General features: G+C 70.2%; 12 protein-coding genes. 6 read left to right on the top strand and 6 right to left on the bottom strand.

Annotated features, from left to right (window positions below; translation table 11 throughout):
• Window positions 1–4 precede the first annotated feature (4 nt).
• The 4 genes from BLT25_RS15230 to BLT25_RS15245 are packed head-to-tail and all read left to right on the top strand — an operon-like array spanning window position 5 to window position 4,484.
• A complete protein-coding gene (locus BLT25_RS15230; protein ID WP_091047397.1) occupies window positions 5–1,144 on the top strand; it encodes a DUF4331 family protein in 1,140 nt (379 codons plus the stop codon).
• Between the two features lies 1 nt (window position 1,145).
• The gene (locus tag BLT25_RS15235) at window positions 1,146–2,507 is read left to right on the top strand and encodes a Dyp-type peroxidase (protein ID WP_091047400.1); all 1,362 of its coding nucleotides are present in this window, start codon (window positions 1,146–1,148) and stop codon (window positions 2,505–2,507) included.
• On the top strand, window positions 2,504–3,364 hold the full coding sequence (locus BLT25_RS15240; RefSeq protein ID WP_091047401.1) for an enoyl-CoA hydratase/isomerase family protein: 861 nt from the start codon (window positions 2,504–2,506) through the stop codon (window positions 3,362–3,364). The genes BLT25_RS15235 and BLT25_RS15240 overlap by 4 nt, the downstream gene beginning before the upstream one ends.
• Window positions 3,365–3,401: 37 nt before the next feature.
• On the top strand, window positions 3,402–4,484 hold the full coding sequence (locus BLT25_RS15245; protein WP_091047404.1) for a sulfite oxidase: 1,083 nt from the start codon (window positions 3,402–3,404) through the stop codon (window positions 4,482–4,484).
• Here the strand turns inward: BLT25_RS15245 and BLT25_RS15250 are convergent.
• The 4 genes from BLT25_RS15250 to BLT25_RS15265 all read right to left on the bottom strand — a co-directional run bounded on the left by BLT25_RS15250 (window position 4,481) and on the right by BLT25_RS15265 (window position 10,296).
• Window positions 4,481–5,407, bottom strand: a complete 927-nt coding sequence (locus tag BLT25_RS15250) for an arginase family protein (protein ID WP_091047405.1) — start codon at window positions 5,405–5,407, stop codon at window positions 4,481–4,483. The two genes, BLT25_RS15245 and BLT25_RS15250, sit on opposite strands and share 4 nt — an antisense overlap.
• A 37-nt stretch (window positions 5,408–5,444) precedes the next feature.
• A complete protein-coding gene (gene hrpB, locus BLT25_RS15255) occupies window positions 5,445–7,991 on the bottom strand; it encodes an ATP-dependent helicase HrpB (RefSeq protein ID WP_256328613.1) in 2,547 nt (848 codons plus the stop codon).
• A 19-nt stretch (window positions 7,992–8,010) separates the two neighbouring features.
• Window positions 8,011–9,663 carry a DEAD/DEAH box helicase gene (locus tag BLT25_RS15260; RefSeq protein ID WP_256328614.1) on the bottom strand — a complete coding sequence of 551 codons (1,653 nt, stop codon included), beginning with the start codon at window positions 9,661–9,663 and terminating at the stop codon, window positions 8,011–8,013.
• Window positions 9,664–9,816: 153 nt separating this feature from the next.
• Complete coding sequence (locus BLT25_RS15265; RefSeq protein ID WP_091047410.1) at window positions 9,817–10,296, bottom strand: GNAT family N-acetyltransferase; 480 nt, start codon at window positions 10,294–10,296, stop codon at window positions 9,817–9,819.
• A 316-nt stretch (window positions 10,297–10,612) separates the two neighbouring features.
• On the opposite strand from BLT25_RS15265, the gene BLT25_RS15270 reads away from it, so the two are divergent.
• On the top strand, window positions 10,613–11,923 hold the full coding sequence (locus BLT25_RS15270) for a tyrosine-type recombinase/integrase (protein WP_143033766.1): 1,311 nt from the start codon (window positions 10,613–10,615) through the stop codon (window positions 11,921–11,923).
• Between the two features lie 236 nt (window positions 11,924–12,159).
• Here BLT25_RS15270 and BLT25_RS15275 read toward each other — a convergent pair whose 3' ends face one another.
• Complete coding sequence (locus tag BLT25_RS15275) at window positions 12,160–13,011, bottom strand: alpha/beta fold hydrolase (protein ID WP_091047415.1); 852 nt, start codon at window positions 13,009–13,011, stop codon at window positions 12,160–12,162.
• A gap of 41 nt (window positions 13,012–13,052) precedes the next feature.
• Window positions 13,053–13,763 carry an alpha/beta fold hydrolase gene (locus BLT25_RS15280; RefSeq protein WP_091047417.1) on the bottom strand — a complete coding sequence of 237 codons (711 nt, stop codon included), beginning with the start codon at window positions 13,761–13,763 and terminating at the stop codon, window positions 13,053–13,055.
• Window positions 13,764–13,886: 123 nt separating this feature from the next.
• On the opposite strand from BLT25_RS15280, the gene BLT25_RS15285 reads away from it, so the two are divergent.
• Window positions 13,887–16,697, top strand: a complete 2,811-nt coding sequence (locus BLT25_RS15285; protein WP_176883924.1) for a helix-turn-helix transcriptional regulator — start codon at window positions 13,887–13,889, stop codon at window positions 16,695–16,697.
• Window positions 16,698–16,710: the final 13 nt, after the last annotated feature.

Raw genomic sequence — 16,710 nt, forward strand, 5'->3', positions numbered from 1 at the left:
AGCAGTGTCTGACCACATCTCAGGGCCGCGCGCCCTCGCCGATCCGATCGCGGACATCACCGACTTCTACGCCTTCCCGAGCCCTGACTCTCCAGGTCGCCTCGTACTCGTGATGAACACGCTGCCGATGGCGAAGCCCGGTGACCTGTTCTCAGCGGGGTTGCTCTACCGCTTCCGACTGCGGCCGCTGAGCGCACCTGCCGCCGGCTGGATGTTCGTCCCGGGCGACGACGAAGTGGTTCTCGACTGCGTCTTCGACCCGCCGGAACATGTGACGGACCCGGATACCGGTCGACCGGACCACGAGCAGCGGGGCAGCTGCGTGACTCCGACCGGGGAGACGGTCACCTTCGGTGTCAACGACGAGATCGGAGGTACCGGCGGCGGCCTACGAGTCTTCGCCGGGGTGCGCTGGGATCCGTTCATCATGGACGCCCGCGCAGCGCTGGCCACGATCGCGACACGGAAGCTCGCCTTCACCGAGGAGGGTTCGATCTTCCTGGACGGCAAGAACGTGCTGAGCATCGTGGTCGAGATCGACTCCGGTCTGCTGCCCGGTGGGATGCTCGTGGGCGTTGTCGCCGAGACCTTGACCCGCGGCGAGTTCAACGTCCGCATCGAGCGGGTCGGCCGGCCCGAGGTGAAGAACATGATGCTGGCTCCGAAGGACTTCGACCAGGTCAATCGGGATCTGGAGATCCGCGATCTCTACAACATGGAGGACGCCTTCCACCTCGGGGAGTCGTACTACGGGGCATTCCGGGCACGCCTGGATGCCAACCTCGCGTTCTGGGACTGCCTCGACGGCAAGCGGGACTGGCCTCTCGGAGAAGACGGGAGCCACCCGCTCACCGACCTCGTCCTCGCCGACTACCTGGTCGTCGACGCCAGCTTCCCGTACGCCGAGCAGGGGTCCTTCCTCGAGATCGAGCTGGCCGCCCGACGTGGCGAGCCGCACCGGACGTGCGGGGGACGGGCCTTGAACGACGACGTGATGGACGCGCTCTTCACCCAGCTCGTCAACGCGGGCCTCGGCCCCACGATCAGCGACGGCGTCGACTCCGCAAGCCGCCCGGCCACCGTCGCGTTCCCATATCTGGTCGCGGCGAACCCGGACCCGCCTGAACCTCCGGAGCACCACTGACATGGACGAGATCTCCCTCGAGCTGGACGACATCCAGTCCGGTGCGCTGTTCGAGCGCCCCTCGCCGTACGTCGGTGTCTACCTGCTGCTCAGCATCCGCGACGGCCGCGACGGCCGCGAGCTGGTCCGGCGGCTGCACCGGCTCCTCGCCTCCGCCGGCGAGGCCAGCGAGGCGGGGGAGACCTCGCTGACCGTCGCGTTCACCTACCACGGACTGAAGGCGCTCGGCGTGCCGGAGGAGTCCCTCGACAGCTTCGCCCCCGAGTTCCGGCAGGGCATGGCGGCTCGGGCCGAGATCCTGGGCGACGTCGGTGAGAGTGGTCCCGACCACTGGGAGAAACCCCTGGGCAGCGCCGACGTGCACGTCGCCATCTCCGTCCTCGCCCCGGACGAGGACCGGCTCCGGGCTGTCGCCGACCGGGCCCGCCGAGCCCATGCCGAGCTGCCCGGGATCGAGCTCATCTGGCGCCAGGACTGCTACCAGCTCGCGACGGGACGTACGTCGTTCGGCTTCAAGGACGGCATCGGCCAACCGGCGGTCGAAGGCAGCGGCCGCCCTGCCACCGACTCGCGCGAGCCCCCGCTCAAAGCCGGAGAGATCCTCCTCGGCTACCCCGACGAGACGGGCGAGCTCGCTCCGATGCCGTTCCCTGAGGTGCTGGGGCGAAACGGGACGTACGTCGTGTTCCGCAAGCTGCACACCAAGGTGGCGGCGTACCGGTCTTATCTGCGAAGCCGGGCGCACTCGCGCGCCGAGGAGAATCTGCTCGGGGCGAAGATGGTCGGTCGCTGGCAGAGCGGCGCCCCGCTCGCGCTCGCCCCGGAACGCGACGACCCGGAGCTCGGGAGCGACCCGCTCCGCAACAACGACTTCGCCTACGGCGACGACCCGCGCGGCTTCAAGTGCCCGGTCGGTGCGCATGCGCGCCGCGCCAACCCTCGCGACGCCTTGGACCAGGAGGGCAGCGTCGACGTGCGGCTGCACCGGATGATCCGCCGCGGCACCAGCTATGGCCCGGCACTGCCCGATGGCGTGCTCGAGGACGACGGGGCCGAGCGCGGCATCATGTTCGTGTTCGCCGGTGCGCACCTGAAACGGCAGTTCGAGTTCGTGAAGACCCAATGGCTCAACGACGGGATCTTCATCGGCGCCCCGCTCGAGGCGGACCCGCTCGTCGGCCCTCACGGCGAGGCCGGGACGTTCACGATCCCGCAGCGACCGATCCGGCGCCGGCTCCAGGACCTGCCGCCGTTCGTGGTCACCCGCGGCGGCGAGTACTGCTTCGCCCCGAGCCTGAGCGCGCTGCGCTGGCTCGCGGACCTGCAACCTGACGACCCGGCAACCCAGAGAGGAAGCAGATGAGCACCTCGAGCACCGACCGCTGGGCCGCACTCGACTTCGCCCCACCGGCCCCCGACATCGAGGAGACCGAACCGCCGGTCCTCCTCGACTATCTCTCCGACGGAAGCGTCGCCCGGATCACTCTCAACCGTCCTCACGCCGACAATGCGATCTCGACCGAGATGGGCGCCCGGCTGACCGAGGCCGTCGAGGAGATCGCGGTGCGAACCGGCGTACGTGTCGTCATCCTGACGGGTGCCGGGGACCGCGCGTTCTCGGTCGGTAGCGACCTGCGACAGCGCAAGGCGATGACCAAGGAGGACTGGCTGCGTCAGCGCCAGGCCTTCGACCGCACCCTGTACACCGTGCGTCAGCTGCGCAAGCCGATCTTCGCCGCGGTCAACGGCATCGCGTACGGCGGAGGTTGCGAGCTGGCGCAGAGCACCGACTTCATCATCGCCTCGACCACCGCGAGGTTCGGCCAGCCCGAGGCGATGCTCGGCCTGGCGGCCGGGGGCGGCTCGCCGGCGCTGCTGCCTCGCCTGCTGCCGCGCGGCAAGGCGTTGCAGATGCTGATGACCGGCGATCCGGTCTCCTCGGCGGAGGCGTACCGGCTGGGCATGGTCAACGAGCTGCACGAACCCGGCGACCTCGCCTCAGCGGCGCTGGGCATCGCGGAGAAGATCGCCGGGAACTCGCCGACCGCGGTCCAGGCGGTGAAGCGGGCGGTGCACCTGGGTGAGGGGCAGCCGATCGAGGAGGCCGTCGCGATCATGATGGATGCCCACTGGCGCTCCGCGGTCCACCCCGACCGGGTCGAGGGCATCGGCGCCTTCAACGACGGCCGCGAACCCACCTTCGCCGACTCCGACTTCTGACCCGATACGCGATCCGCCCCAAGGAGGATGAACCACCATGACCGTTGCCGATGAGCTCGAGGCGGCCCGCGCCGCGCTGGTGATGATCAACCCCGCGCCGTACAACGCCGAGGCGCCGCCGGCCGGCCTGACCACGGACGTCACTCCGACCGAGCTCCACTACGTGCGCAGCAACTTCGCGGTGCCCGACCACGACGGCACCCTCGAGATCGGCGGCGCGGTCGGCAAGCCCACGACTCTGACGCTCGAGGACCTTCGTGCGATGCCCGCCTACGACCGCACGGTCACCCTCGAGTGCGCCGGCAACGGCCGTCTGGAGATGAGGCCGCTGCCGACCGGGGAGCCGTGGGGCGACTTCGCCGTCTCCACGGCGCGGTGGACCGGAGCCCTGCTCCACGACGTCCTCGCGAAGGTCCAGCCGGCGGTCGACGGGGTCGAGCTCCTCGCCACCGGCGCCGACCACGGGCCCTACCACCTGCAGGCGGTCCTTCCGGAGACCGACCAGGACGACCTCACCTTCACCCGCGCGCTGCCTCTGGCGCAGGCCACCGACCCCGACTCCGGGATCCTCATCGCCTACGAGATGAACGGCCGGCCCCTCGGAGGTGACCACGGCGCCCCGTTCCGGCTGATCGTCCCGCACTGGTACGCCGTCGCGTCGGTGAAGTGGCTCCGACGCCTCGACGTCCTCACCGAGCCGTACACCGGAGAGTTCCAGACCGGTCACTACATCTACGAATGGCCCGACCGGCCCCATGAGCCGGTGACTCTCATGCGGGTCCGCGCGCGCATCACCGACCCCAGGCCTGGCTCGGTCCTCACCCGTGACGTCTGCACCGTCCGTGGGAAGGCGTGGTCAGGAACCGGTCCGGTCACGAAGGTCGAGGTCAGCCTCACGGGAGAGGGCGACTGGCAGCCGGCTCAGCTCGAGCCGGCCGCCCCGGGCGACTTCGGGTGGCAGGACTGGAGGTTCACCTGGGACGGGATCGGCGTCGGCCGGCACACCCTTCGGGCCAGAGCGACCGACGCCGCCGGGAACGTACAGCCCGACGTACCGCCGTGGAACCGCCTGGGCTACGGGAACAACGCGATCGAAGTCATCTACGTCGACCGCCATTAGACGAGCTCGGCGTGGCGGAGGAAGAGGCACTCCATCGCCACCTGCGCGGCGAGGCTCGCGGTGATGCCCAGGTGGTCGTGCGGCGGGCTGACGGTGTTGATGTCGAAGGCCGCGAACTCGAGCCCGCGCAGTCCGCGCAGGATCGTCAGCCCCTCGCGTACGGTGATGCCGCCCCAGGACGGGGTGACGACGCCGGGCGAGACCGAGGGGTCGAAGACGTCCATGTCCCAGCAGAGGTAGATCGGCACACCGGCGAGCCGCTCCCGGAGGCGGGCGACGAGCGCGGGGATCCCCATCGCGACGATCCGGTCCATCGTGATCACCTCGTAGCCGAGATCGGTCGCCACGCCGACGATGCCGGGGCGCCCGTCGTAGGCGGTGTCGCGCATCCCGACGTGCAGGGACCCGGCCGGATCGATGAGTCCCTCGCGGACCGCGTGCACGAATGTGTTGGCGTTGTTGTACTCGTAGGGGTAGATGCCCTCGTAGGCGTCGGTGTGGGCGTCGAAGTGGAGCACCGCGAACTCGCGCCCGAGGGTCTTCTTGAGCGCGCGCAGCTGCGGCAGCGTCACGGCGCCGTCGCCACCGAAGGTCAGTGGGGTCGCGCCGGCGGCGAGGATCGCGGCGACTCCGGCCTCGACCGCGTCGAAGCTCTGCTCGACGTTGCCCGGCAGCACCTTCGCATCGCCCGTGTCGACGACGCCGAGCTCGCCCAGCAGGTCGACGTCGAAGCCGTCCAGGTGCTCGGCGACGAGGGCGGAGTGGGTGCGTACGTGGGCCGGGCCCGAGCGCGCGCCGACCCGGGTCGGGTGGTAGCCCATGTCGAAGGGCACGCCCATGACGGCGACCGAGCTGGTTGCGTCCGCCGGGCGGGCGGGAACCCCGAAGAGGGTGCCGACGGGAGCGAGCGAGGCGTTGTCCATGCGCTCAGCATGTCAGGACCAGCTCTCGACCCGCCGCTCACCTTCGGCGGGGTTTGTTCGTACGCGCGGTGGCTGGTGCGCTGCGGGGATCCTCCGGCCAGGCGTGCTTGGGGTAGCGCCCGCGCAAATCAGCACGAACGCCGGGGTAGCCGTTGTCCCAGAAGGACTCCAGGTCTGCCGTGACGGCTGCGGGGCGTCGCGCGGGGGAGAGCAGATGCAGCAGGAGCGGGACCTGGCCGTCCGCGAGGGCCGGCGCTGCGGTCCAGCCGAAGACCTCTTGGATTCGCACAGCGAGCACCGGTTGTTCGGCGGAGTAGTCGACCCGCACTCTCGACCCACTGGGGACCTGCACCCGCTCAGGAGCCAGATCGTCCAGCCTGCCTGCCTGCGGCCACGGCACCATCGCCCGCAGCGCGGCAGCCACGTCGACGCGACGAAGATCCTGGGCCGAGCGAACCCGCGCCAGCTGGGGCCCGAGCCACGACTGGAGGTTCTGCGTCAGTGCCACGTCGCTCACATCGGGCCACGGGTCGCCGAGCGCACGGTGCAGGAAGTCAAGGCGGGCGCGCAGCGCCGTCGCCGCCTCCGACCAGGCGAAGAGAGCGATTCCCTCGCTCGCCACCGCCTCTCGGATCGCGCCGGTCACGGCGTCGGCCGGTGGATCGCTGAGCGGTACGGAGCGGAGCTCGATCGCGCCCAGCAGCGTACGTCGGCGAGCCAGCACCCTCCCTTCGGTCCAGGTGACCTCGTCCACCTCGGTCCACAGGGACCCGGCCGCCTCCAGCGCGAGGTCCTCGGTGAGCGGGGCCGCCGCTCGGATCCGGGCGTCACGTTGCCTGGGCCGCCGCTCCGCGTCTCCGACCGCGAGCCACTCCAGTCCGACCAAGGGCCCCGGGGCACGCGGGTCGAGCGCCGCGCCCGTCCCAGACGCCATCAGGTAGCTCGGGGCACTCGAACGCTTGCGCGCAATCCGGTCCGGATGCGCCAGCGCCACCACCAGCCCCACCGCCACGTCATCGGTGAGTGCTCGGGCTGCGTGGGTATGGTCCGACGCGCTGCTCCGGCCGCCCGTGGGGCCCTGCTTCTCGACGATCTTCTCCAGGCGGGTGGCCTGGCTGCGCCACGAGCCCGCGCGCTGGTTGCCACGGAGCGACCGAAGCGCAGCAACCAGGTCCCCGCCGGGAGCGCGTACGTCATCGCTCAGCATCGCGACCACCTCTGAGGCCCGCCTGGCCCCGACGAGACCAGCCCCGTCGATGAGGGCACGCGCCAGCCTGGGGTCGGCCGGCACGCCAGCGATCACCCGGCCCCGCGAGGTGGCTCTCCCGTCGGCGGTCATCGCCCCCAGATCCACCAGCACGTCCTTGGCCGCCGCCATCGCGTGCACCGGCGGCTGGTCGAGCAGCGCCAGGTCCTGTACTTCCTGACTGCCCCAGCACGCCACCTCCAAGGCGAAGGCCGTCAGGTCGGCGGTCGCGATCTCGGGCTCCGGGTGCGCGGCCAGGTGCGCGTGCTCCGCCTCGGACCAACAGCGCAGCACGGCGCCCGGCCCCAGCCGGCCGGCCCGACCCGCCCGCTGCTCGGCCGCTGCCCGGCTCACCGCGACTGTGACCAGAGAAGCCAGTCCGCGACGGTGATCGGTGCGCGGCTCGCGTGAGAATCCGGCATCCACCACGACACGTACGCCGGGCACCGTCAGCGAAGACTCGGCGACCGCGGTCGAGACGATCACTCGTCGGCGCGGGCCCTCGGTGAGCGCACGATCCTGCTCGGCGCCGGACAGCCGTCCGTGCAGGGCGTGCACGGCCGCCTCCACGCCGGCAAGGCGGCGTACGATCGCCTCGACCTCCGCGACACCCGGCACGAAGACCAGGACGTCACCCTCGTGCTCGACGAGCGCACGACGTACGGTCGCTGCGACATGGTCGTGAAAGCCCGGGGTGATGCCCCGGTCGTCGGTGCGGCGCACCCCAGCAGGCAGCGGGCACCAGACCGCTCGGACCGGGTGTAGAGCACCCAGGACGCGGATCACCGGAGCGGTGTCGACCCCACCGAGCAGCGCGGCGGTCCGTTCGGCCTCGATGGTGGCCGACATCGCCACCAGGGACAGGTCCTCACGCAGGTGGGCCCGGACGTCGATGAGCAGCGCCAGGGTCAGGTCGGCGTCGAGGTGGCGCTCGTGTACTTCGTCCAGCACGACGGCACCGACGCCGACCAACTCGGGATCGTGCTGTATCCGCCGGAGCAGCACGCCGGTCGTGACGATCTCGACACGGGTACGTCGACTGGTGCGTCGGTCCCCGCGCACGGAGTATCCGACCGTTTCGCCAACCGGTTCGCCCAGCAGGTGCGCCAGCCGACGGGCCGCAGCACGGGCTGCGATGCGGCTGGGCTGCGTGACGAGGACCCGTCCGGCGACGACCTCGGCGACCGCCGGCGGGACCAAGGTCGTCTTGCCGGTGCCCGGCGGTGCGTGGACCACCGCGACTCCGCGGGCACGAAGCGCCTCGTCGAGAGCGGCCAAGCCGGCGGTGACCGGGAGATCGGGCGGCGCGGCGAGCAGATTGCGCAGAGGGTCGGACACTCCTGCAGTGTGCCTGAGGTCAGGCGCCGTCCTCGGTCAGGGTCGTGGAGGGAAGCCAGTCGGCGCCGAGGAGCTGGGCGAGGGCGGTGAGGCCGGTGGTGTCGCTTCCCACGGTGGCAGAGGCCGCAGCGATCCGCTCGACCATCACCCTGCCGACCTGCTCCTCGACGGTGCCCTCGGCGTAGGCGATGTGCCACGGCGAGAGCTGGTGGTCGCGGTGGGTGCGGCCGGTCACCTGCCGTCCGGCGATACCCGAGAAGCGAGCCTGGTGGAAGACGCCGACCCGCGGCTCGCTGCTCGCCCGGCGACCGTCGGCGAGGGTTTCGCCGGCGTGCAGGCTGATCGAGGCGACCGTGGTGAAGACGCAGACCTTCGCCTGCCCGGTCTGGAACCGGAGCCGTTCGGCCTCTGCGTCGAATCGGTCGCGGCCGTAGATCGTGGCGACCTCGAGGCCGGACTCACGCAGCCGGTCGGCGATCGGGTCGGCGGCGGTCGCGACGAACTCGACCGAGCACGCCACCTGTCGCTCGGCTTCGACCTGCTGGACGATCCAGGCGACCGTGGAATCGACGCGTATCAGCCCGGCCTTCTGCCGGAAGCGCAGCAGCGCTGCCCGCCCCTTTGTGACATTGCGGCCACGCCGGGCGATGTCCATCTCGCGGCAGAACTCTCCCCATTCGGCCTCGTACGCCGCCCGCTCCGACGGCGTGAGTGCCACCGGCATGCCGGAGATCGGCACCGGCCCCCACGGCGCCGCGCGGTGCAGCATCGCGGGCGGCCGCTCGTCCTCGAGCCAGCCGCGTACCAGTTTGAGGTCCGCGGCGCGCCGCGCCGGGTCGGTGGTCCACGTTGCGCCGTAGCGTCCCCGCTCGACCCCGACGCCGTTGCGCTCGAGCGCGGTGGCGAACGTTGCGCCGGGTTGGGTCGCCGAGGTCCATTCCTGCATCGGCTCGCCGAGGACCTGTGCATAGGCCGGGGCGAGGTATGGCAGGTCGAGCGGCGTGTGTCCGGGCGTCGCGGTCGTCGCGATGACGAAGGGTGCCTTGTCGTGCGGCCGCCCGTGGCCCGAGATCCGCGCCCAGAGCTTCCACCGTTTCGTCGTCGTACGTCGCAGCGCATGGGCCTCGTCCGCGATGATGACGTCCCACGCGTGATCCTTGACCTTCTCCAGGCGGTCCCAGGTGATCACGACCCATTCGAGACCGCCGTCGCCCAGCGCCGTGATCGTGCGGCACCAGTGGCCGATCGTGATCGCGGCGGGACGGTCGGCTACGACCAGCACCCGTCGCGCACCGCGGAGGTCGCCGACCGCCGTCGCCCCGAGGACCGCCGAGATCGTCTTGCCCACGCCGGGCTCATCGGCCAGCAGGAACAGCCGTCCGCCCGCGGTAGCGCGCGCCGCGATAGCGTCAGCAGCCTCGTACTGGATCTGCCGCGGCTCGAGCGCGTCGGTCGCCCAGAGGCTCTGCGTCGGAATGTCGGGATTGAGGGTGCTCTCGATGAACCGACCGAGCGTGTATGGACCCGGAACGTAGGGCGCGAGATGCGCCGGCACAGCGCGCCCGACGTACAGATGGGTCTTGACCCCCGGGTGCCACGTGGCGCCCTCGACCTGGGTGCCGTAAGGGACGTCGAGCACCCACAGCCGCTCGCCCGGACCGACGGCCGGCAACGGCCGCTTCGGTTGTCGCGTCCCGCTCCGGCGCGGACGCCCGCCGCGGCGACGAGCACTGGATCGGCGAGGACTGGCCACCCCCAGACGCTATCGGGGTCTTCTTCATGTGCAGAGTCGGCTCGCCCACGGCCGTGGCGTCGAAGCACGTTGTCACTTCACGAGCTGTAGCTCCTCGACCCGCAGCGTGGATCCTTCCCGAAGCGGCTCCCACACACCGGTGGGCTTGAAGCCGTGGACGACATAGAGCCGACGCGCGGCGTCGTTGCCCTCGGTCACGTGCAGACGTACGCCGAGATCGCGGGCGTGGCACCAGTTCACGAGATCGGTGAGGAGCCCGGCGGCGTACCCACGGCCGCGTGCCTCGGGTGCGGTCCACATGCCCCAGATGTAGGCGACGGTGCTGTCCGGGGGAGTGAAGGCGCCGCCCATCGCGACTCCTCGGCCGTCCTCGAGGACCATCCGGATCGGTGATGGCCCCTCGGCCCGCTGCAGCCAGAGGTCGTCCGTGAACGCCTTGGCCTCGGGCAGCGTCGTTCTGAAGGCATCGGGTGAGTCGGCCAGCGCGCGCAGGCTGACGTCGCGGAGGAGAGACCAGTCATCGGCGGTGATGGTGCGTACCTCGACGTTCATGGCACCGAGATTGGCACCAACCCTGTCGTACTGCCATCAGATTTCGACTCGACTTCTTGCCGGTGAGCTCGCGTCTCTCCGCTCGACCGGATGTGCTCCCCTGGAGCTCTGAGGGATTTCCCGGAAATGCGAGAAACCCCAGGTCTCCCTGGGGTTTCTCTCTGTGCGCGAGGGGGGACTTGAACCGGATCAAACGGCCCAGGTCAGGCCTAGATTCTGCGGTTTCAGGCGTGAATGAGGCTCCCGTTGCGCACTGTTGCCTCCGGTTCTGACCGGTGATGTGCCCATCGGTTGGGCACGCATCCCCACCTATCCGGTGGAGGTGCAGATCGTGGCATGGATCGATAAGAAGAAGCGCGGGGACGGGGTCGTCTCGGCGCATGTGATCTGGCGGCTAGGCGGTGGGCGCGCGGGTGCGCGTCAGATCGAGACGTTCAGTGCGGGCAAGAGCGAGGAGAACGTCGCCCGGGCCGAAGGCTTCCTGAAGATGGTCGTGTCCGCGGGGCAGCGTTGGCCCGACGGGTGGGTCAAGGGTGAGGGGTTCGTGCGCACGACGGGTGGTGGCCCTATGGCGGAAGCGCCGACGTTTCAGGTGATCGGGGAGGAGTACGTACGCCAGATCGTCGACATCACGCCGGGCCAGCGCAAGCGCTACCTCGCTCAGATTTCGACCTTAGCGACAACAGAGATCCGTGGCGCGATGCCGTTCGCTCAGAAGGTGACGACAGTGGGGGAGCAGCATGTCAAGGCATGGCTGATCGACTGGGACCGGGCGCTGAAGACGAAGGCGAACTACCACGGCTTGATGTATGGCGTCTTCAACTATGCCGTCGAGCAGGGCTTCCTTGCCGTCAATCCCTGCGCGCGGACTGCTCCGAAGCGGCGCCGGGTCAAGCAATCGCAGGCCGAGCTGCGGTTCCTGGCTGAGGACGAGTTCGGAACGGTTGCTGTGACGGCGGTGGGCTACGGGTACGACGCCGCCGACTTGATCCGGGTGACCGCCGGCACTGGATTGCGGTTCGGTGAGGTGACCGCGTTGTGGGTCAGTGATGTCGACCTGCGTAACCGCACAGTCCGGGTCAGCAAGGCCTGGAAGCGGGTGGGGGAGAACGGTGAGACCGAGATCCCCTCGTGGTTGAAGAAGCAGGTGCGGGACAAGCACACGATGCGGGAGCACTACCTGGGCAACCCGAAGACCCCGAAGTCGCGGCGTACGGTCTCCATCTCGCCCGGCATCGCAGCCATCCTCGAGAAACTCATCGAGGGCAAGGCTGCCAACGACTTCGTGTTCGTCTCTCCGACGGGGCTGCCTATCCACAACGCCGACTTCTACACCCGGGTGTGGCAGCCGCTGATGAATGACCTTGGCGAGGACGGGATGGCGCCCTTCCGGTTCCACGACCTGCGCCACACCCATGTCTCATGGCTCATCGCCCGCGGCGCCCCGCTCCCACACATCCAGGCGCGGCTCGGGCACGAGTCGATCACCACGACCATCGACACCTACGGTCACCTGCTGTCGGCGGGCGACGAGCTGATCGCTGACATCGTCGACATAGTGCTGAAGGGACAGCAGGTCCGCCCGCCGCTGCGTCTTGTGCAAAGTGATGCCGAGGCTGTCGGCTGACCGCAATATCGATACTTCAATGCATCGGAATATCGCACATCCGCCCTGATCCAGGTGCTATCGCAGATTCGACAAGGGGTAGGAGCGAGGGACCCTTGCGCCCTTACTGATGCCAGCGGTGAACGAGAGAGCGAGCTGAAGGACGCGCTGGGAAACTTGTCGACGAGCTCGTCGACGGCTGCTGTGGACGTGCGAGTGTCCCCGCCCTCGGGCGGGGACACTCGCGGCGGTGCGGGTCAGTCGACCGAGCTGATCGCCTGACGGATGATCCGGATGGTCGCGTCGGGCTGTGACTGCATCGGAACGTGGGACGACTTGACTCGGGCGACCGTGGCATCGGCGCGGTCGGCCATGAACTCCTGGGCAGCGGGCGGGATGGCGTGGTCCGCGGTGGCCACGAGGTACCAGGACGGGATGGTCTTCCAGGCCGGCTCGGCGGAGGGCTCTCCGAACGCTGCCACGGAGAACGGGCGCTGGGTTGCCTGCATCAGGGTGGTCACCCTGCGCGGCAGGTCGCCGGCGAAGGCCTGGCGGAAGATCTCCGGCTTGAGATAGAGGTCGACACCCTGGCCGCCGTCGGCGGTCGGGTACGGCCGCTCGATGAGGGCGTCGGGCGTGATCTGGGTGCCGGGATACTTCGTGACCAGCTGAGCCAGCGACTCACCGGCGTCCGGGGCGAAGGCCGCGATGTAGACGAGTGCCTCGACGTTCGCGAGGCCGGTCGCGGCGTTGCTGATCACCGCGCCGCCGTAGGAGTGGCCGACGAGCACGATCGGGCCTTCGATCGTCTCCAGGACACTGCGCAAGTACGCCGCATCGGAGGCCAGCCCTCGCAGGGGGTTGGCGGGGGCGATCACCGGGTACCCCGCTTCCTGGAAGGCGGCCACCTCGGCGTTCCAGCCGGAGGAGTCGGCCCAGCCGCCATGGACGAAGACGATCGTGGGCTTGGTGCCGGACTCCGCCGCCTGGGCGGTGCGAGCGACGTGGCCCGCCGCGGTCGAGGGGCCGGTCGTGAGGAACAGGGCCGCGAAGAGTGCGGCGAGCAGGGTGGGGATGACGGAGTACCGGCTCCGGATGAGAGTGCGCATGACGATTCTCCTTGGGGATGACAGGTGAGGACGGGGCGGGATCAGGCGGTGACGGCGGCGACGGCCTGCTCGACGAGGTCGGCCACGGCCTGCGGCTGGGACACGTAGACGGAGTGACTGCCGGGGACCTCGCGGACGGTGGCGCCGGCGCGCTCGGCCATGGCCCGCTGGGCCGGCGGGGGGATCATCCGGTCGTCGCCGGCTACGAGGTACCAGCTCGGCTTGGTGCGCCAGGCCGCGTCGCTGACGGCACCACCGAGGGCGTCGAGGCCCCACGGAAGCTGCGAGTCGGCCATGAAGTCGGCCTCGTCGGCGGGCAGGTCGCCGGCGAAGGACTCGTGGAACTTGTCGCGGTCCAGGTGCAGGAAGCCGTCGCGCGGAGGCAGGATCGGCGGCACCGGAGCTCCGGGAGCCGGGTCGGCGATGAGGGTGTTGACCGACTCGCCCTTGTCGGGGGCGAACGCTGCGATGTAGACGAGGCCGGTCACGCGGGGGTCGTTGCCGGCTTCGGTGACGATCACGCCGCCGTAGGAGTGGCCGACGAGCACGGCCGGGCCGTCGATCTCGTCGAGGACGTGCTTGACGGCGTCGACGTCACCGGCGAGTGAGACCGTCGGGTGCTGGACGACCGCCACTCGGTGACCCTCGGCACGGAGCCGGTCGTAGACCGCGCGCCAGCCCGATCCGTCGACGAAGCCACCGTGGATCAGGACGACGGCGGGCCGGTTGGTGTCGGACGGTGTGGTGTTCATGGTTCCTCCTGGTTTCGGGGTGTCGGTGTTGACAGGTAGGAAGCTATGAAGGGAGGGACCCTCGAGGCATCGGGGGAACCCCTCGCCAGGACCCTCGAAACCCTCCCCGCAGGGCGAGGAGTGGTGGATGATGCGGAGGTGGACGACGTGTCGGCAGCCGCCTATGGGCTATTCGGTCGGGACGAGGTGCTGCGGTCGTTGCACCGGACGCTCCTCGAGGGCGGCAGCGTGGTCGTCACCGGCGAGCCGGGGCTGGGCAAGAGCAGCTTGCTCAAGGTCGCCGACCAACTGGCTCAGCGCGCCGCGCATCGGGTCCTGGCGGTCACCCCGACCCTGTTCGACCGCGGTCTGCCGTTCTCCGGACTCGCCGAGCTCGTCGCCCAGATCCCCAAGGGCGTCGACCGGGCACTGCCCGAGCCGCAACGTCGCGCGCTCGCTGTGGCCTTGCGTCAGCAGGATTCCGAGGGGCACGAGGCCGACCCGCTCGCCGTGCAGCTGGCGGTGCGCACGCTGCTTACCGAGCTGTGCGGTTCCGGCTCGGTGACGCTCATCGTCGACGACCTGCAATGGCTCGACTCGGCGAGCGCCGCCAGCCTGGGCTTCGCGATGCGACGGCTCGCCGTGGAGGCCGCTCGGCTCAGCGTCCTGGTCGGGACGCGGCCGGCCGCGGGGATCGGTACGGAGCTGACCTCTGGTCTTCCCGGGCCCGTCAACGACATCCGGCTCGCGCCGCTGGAGGACTGGGCGATGGGTCAGCTGCTTCGTGAGCACCTCGGCGCGCGCTGGACGCCGCCGATGAGCAGGGGCGTGACGCGAGCCAGCGGTGGCAACCCGTTCCTGGGCCTGATGATCGCCCAGGCGATGCAGTCCGACCTGTCGCAATGGTGGTGGAACCCGCACGACGGCAGCGACCCGGTCTTCCCTGTGCCTCCGAGCCTCGCCGAGATCCTCGGCGAGAAGGTCTCGCTGCTGCCGGCCACGGCCCGCGAGGTGCTGCTCCTGGTCTCGGCCGCGGGACGGTTGACGGTCGCGCAGCTGGCCGCCGTCCTCGACGAGAAGCAACTGGTCGACGCCCTCGACGCCGCCGCCGACTGGGAGGTCGCCACCGTCGGCCCGGGTGCCGTGGTCGGGTTCACCCACCCGATGCTGGCGTCGGCCATCTACGACGCCGCTTCCCCGGCTGAGCGGCGGCGGGCGCACAAGGTTCTCGCCGACCTGATCGGCGATCCCGTCGAGCGCGCCCGACACCGGGCGCGGACGGTGACGACCCCGCTGGAATCTGTGGCCGAGGAGCTCGAGCGTGCCGCCGAGACATCCCGTAGCAGGGGAGCGCAGGCACTCGCCGGCGAACTGTGGGAGGCGGCCGCCCGAGCCACCCCGGGGGAAGGTCGCGCCGCGTTCGGCCGCTGGTTCGCTGCCATCGACTGCTACCTGGCCGCCGGCGACGGGCTGGCGGCGCAGGCGGTCATCGACAGCAGCCTCGTGACGCTGACGCTGTCCGGAGAGGAGCAGGCCGAACTGGCGGTGCGCCGGATCGCCCTCACCGACGACGTCGCCGTGGCCCGGTCCCTTGCGGAGGAGGCGCTGGCCGTGGCGCCGGTCGGGACCGCCGTACGGCCGCGGCTGCAGCACCTCCTCGGCTCCGTGGAGCGACTACAGGGAGAAGGTCGCCGGGCCATGGAGATGTCGGGGGCAGCTGTCGAAGAGGCAGCCGCGATGGGACTCGACGAGGTCCGTCTGGCGGCGCTCTCCGGACGCCTGTCGGCGGAGCGTCACTGGGGAACCGGGGACGTGGAGAGCACCCTTGGCGATATCGACCGCCTCGCCATCACGATGGGTCTCGACGCGCGCTCTGCCGAGCTGGCCTGGATCAGAGGATTCCATGCGCGCTGGGACGACCCCGACGCCGAGACGTACGTCCGACGCGGAATCGCCGCTGCGATCGAGAGCGGCCGGTACGGCGACCTGTCCGGCCTCTACACCGCGCTCGTCGTCGTTCTCGTCCGGGCGTCCCGGATCCTCGATGCCCAGCTGGCGTTGGCAGAGGCGGACCGCGCGGGTGCCTGGGCGCCCTCGCAGGGCCAGCAGGAACACATCGTCCGGATCTTCGTGCAGGAGTACGCCGGAAACCTCGACGAGGCGCGGGAGCTGGCTCGCAACGCCGCGAACGACCCGGAGATCCGGGCCTCGACCTACTGGCGTGCGGCATTCCTCGCGCAGCTCGGGTTCGTCGAGGCCTCCGCGCGGAACTGGCAGGCCGCGATCGAGCCGTTGCGGGAGGTGGCGGCCATCTTCGAACGCACCGGGATGGTCGATCTCGAGCAGCTCTTATGGGCCGTCGACTACGCCGACGCGGCCCTCCAGCTCGGGGAGACGGCTGACGTCGAGCGGGCGATCGCGGTGCTGCGCCGCCAGGGGGAGGCGGGCCATCCCGAGGCGCTCGCCGCAGCGGATCGCTGCCAAGCGCTGCTCACCGCGTCGCGAGGCGAGGTCGATGCAGCGCTCCACGATCTCGTGGAGGTGGTCGACAGGCGGGGCCTCGAGTGTCCGTTCGAGGCTGCCCGCTCCCGGCTTGCGCTCGGTCAGGTCTACCGGCGTGCGGGCTACAAGGCCATCGCCACGGAGACGCTGGGCACGGCCGCGGAGGCCTTCGACGAACTCGGCATCCCGCGATGGGCCGAGCGCGCCCGTCACGATGCCGGCCGGGTCGGCCTGCACCCGTCGAGCGGTGGACTCACGGAGACGGAGCGTCGAGTCTCCGAGCTGGTTGCCTCGGGGCACTCGAACCAGGAAACGGCGGCCGAGCTCTTCATCTCGGTCAAGACGGTCGAGGCCAACCTGACCCGCATCTACCGCAAGCTCGCCGTACGCTCACGGACCGAGCTCGCCAACCGCCTCAACAACCCAGGATCTGGGGAGCCGAGTGCCGACTGACCGTGACGTACGA

Source organism: Nocardioides sp. YR527 (assembly GCF_900101045.1).
Classification (GTDB): domain Bacteria; phylum Actinomycetota; class Actinomycetes; order Propionibacteriales; family Nocardioidaceae; genus Nocardioides.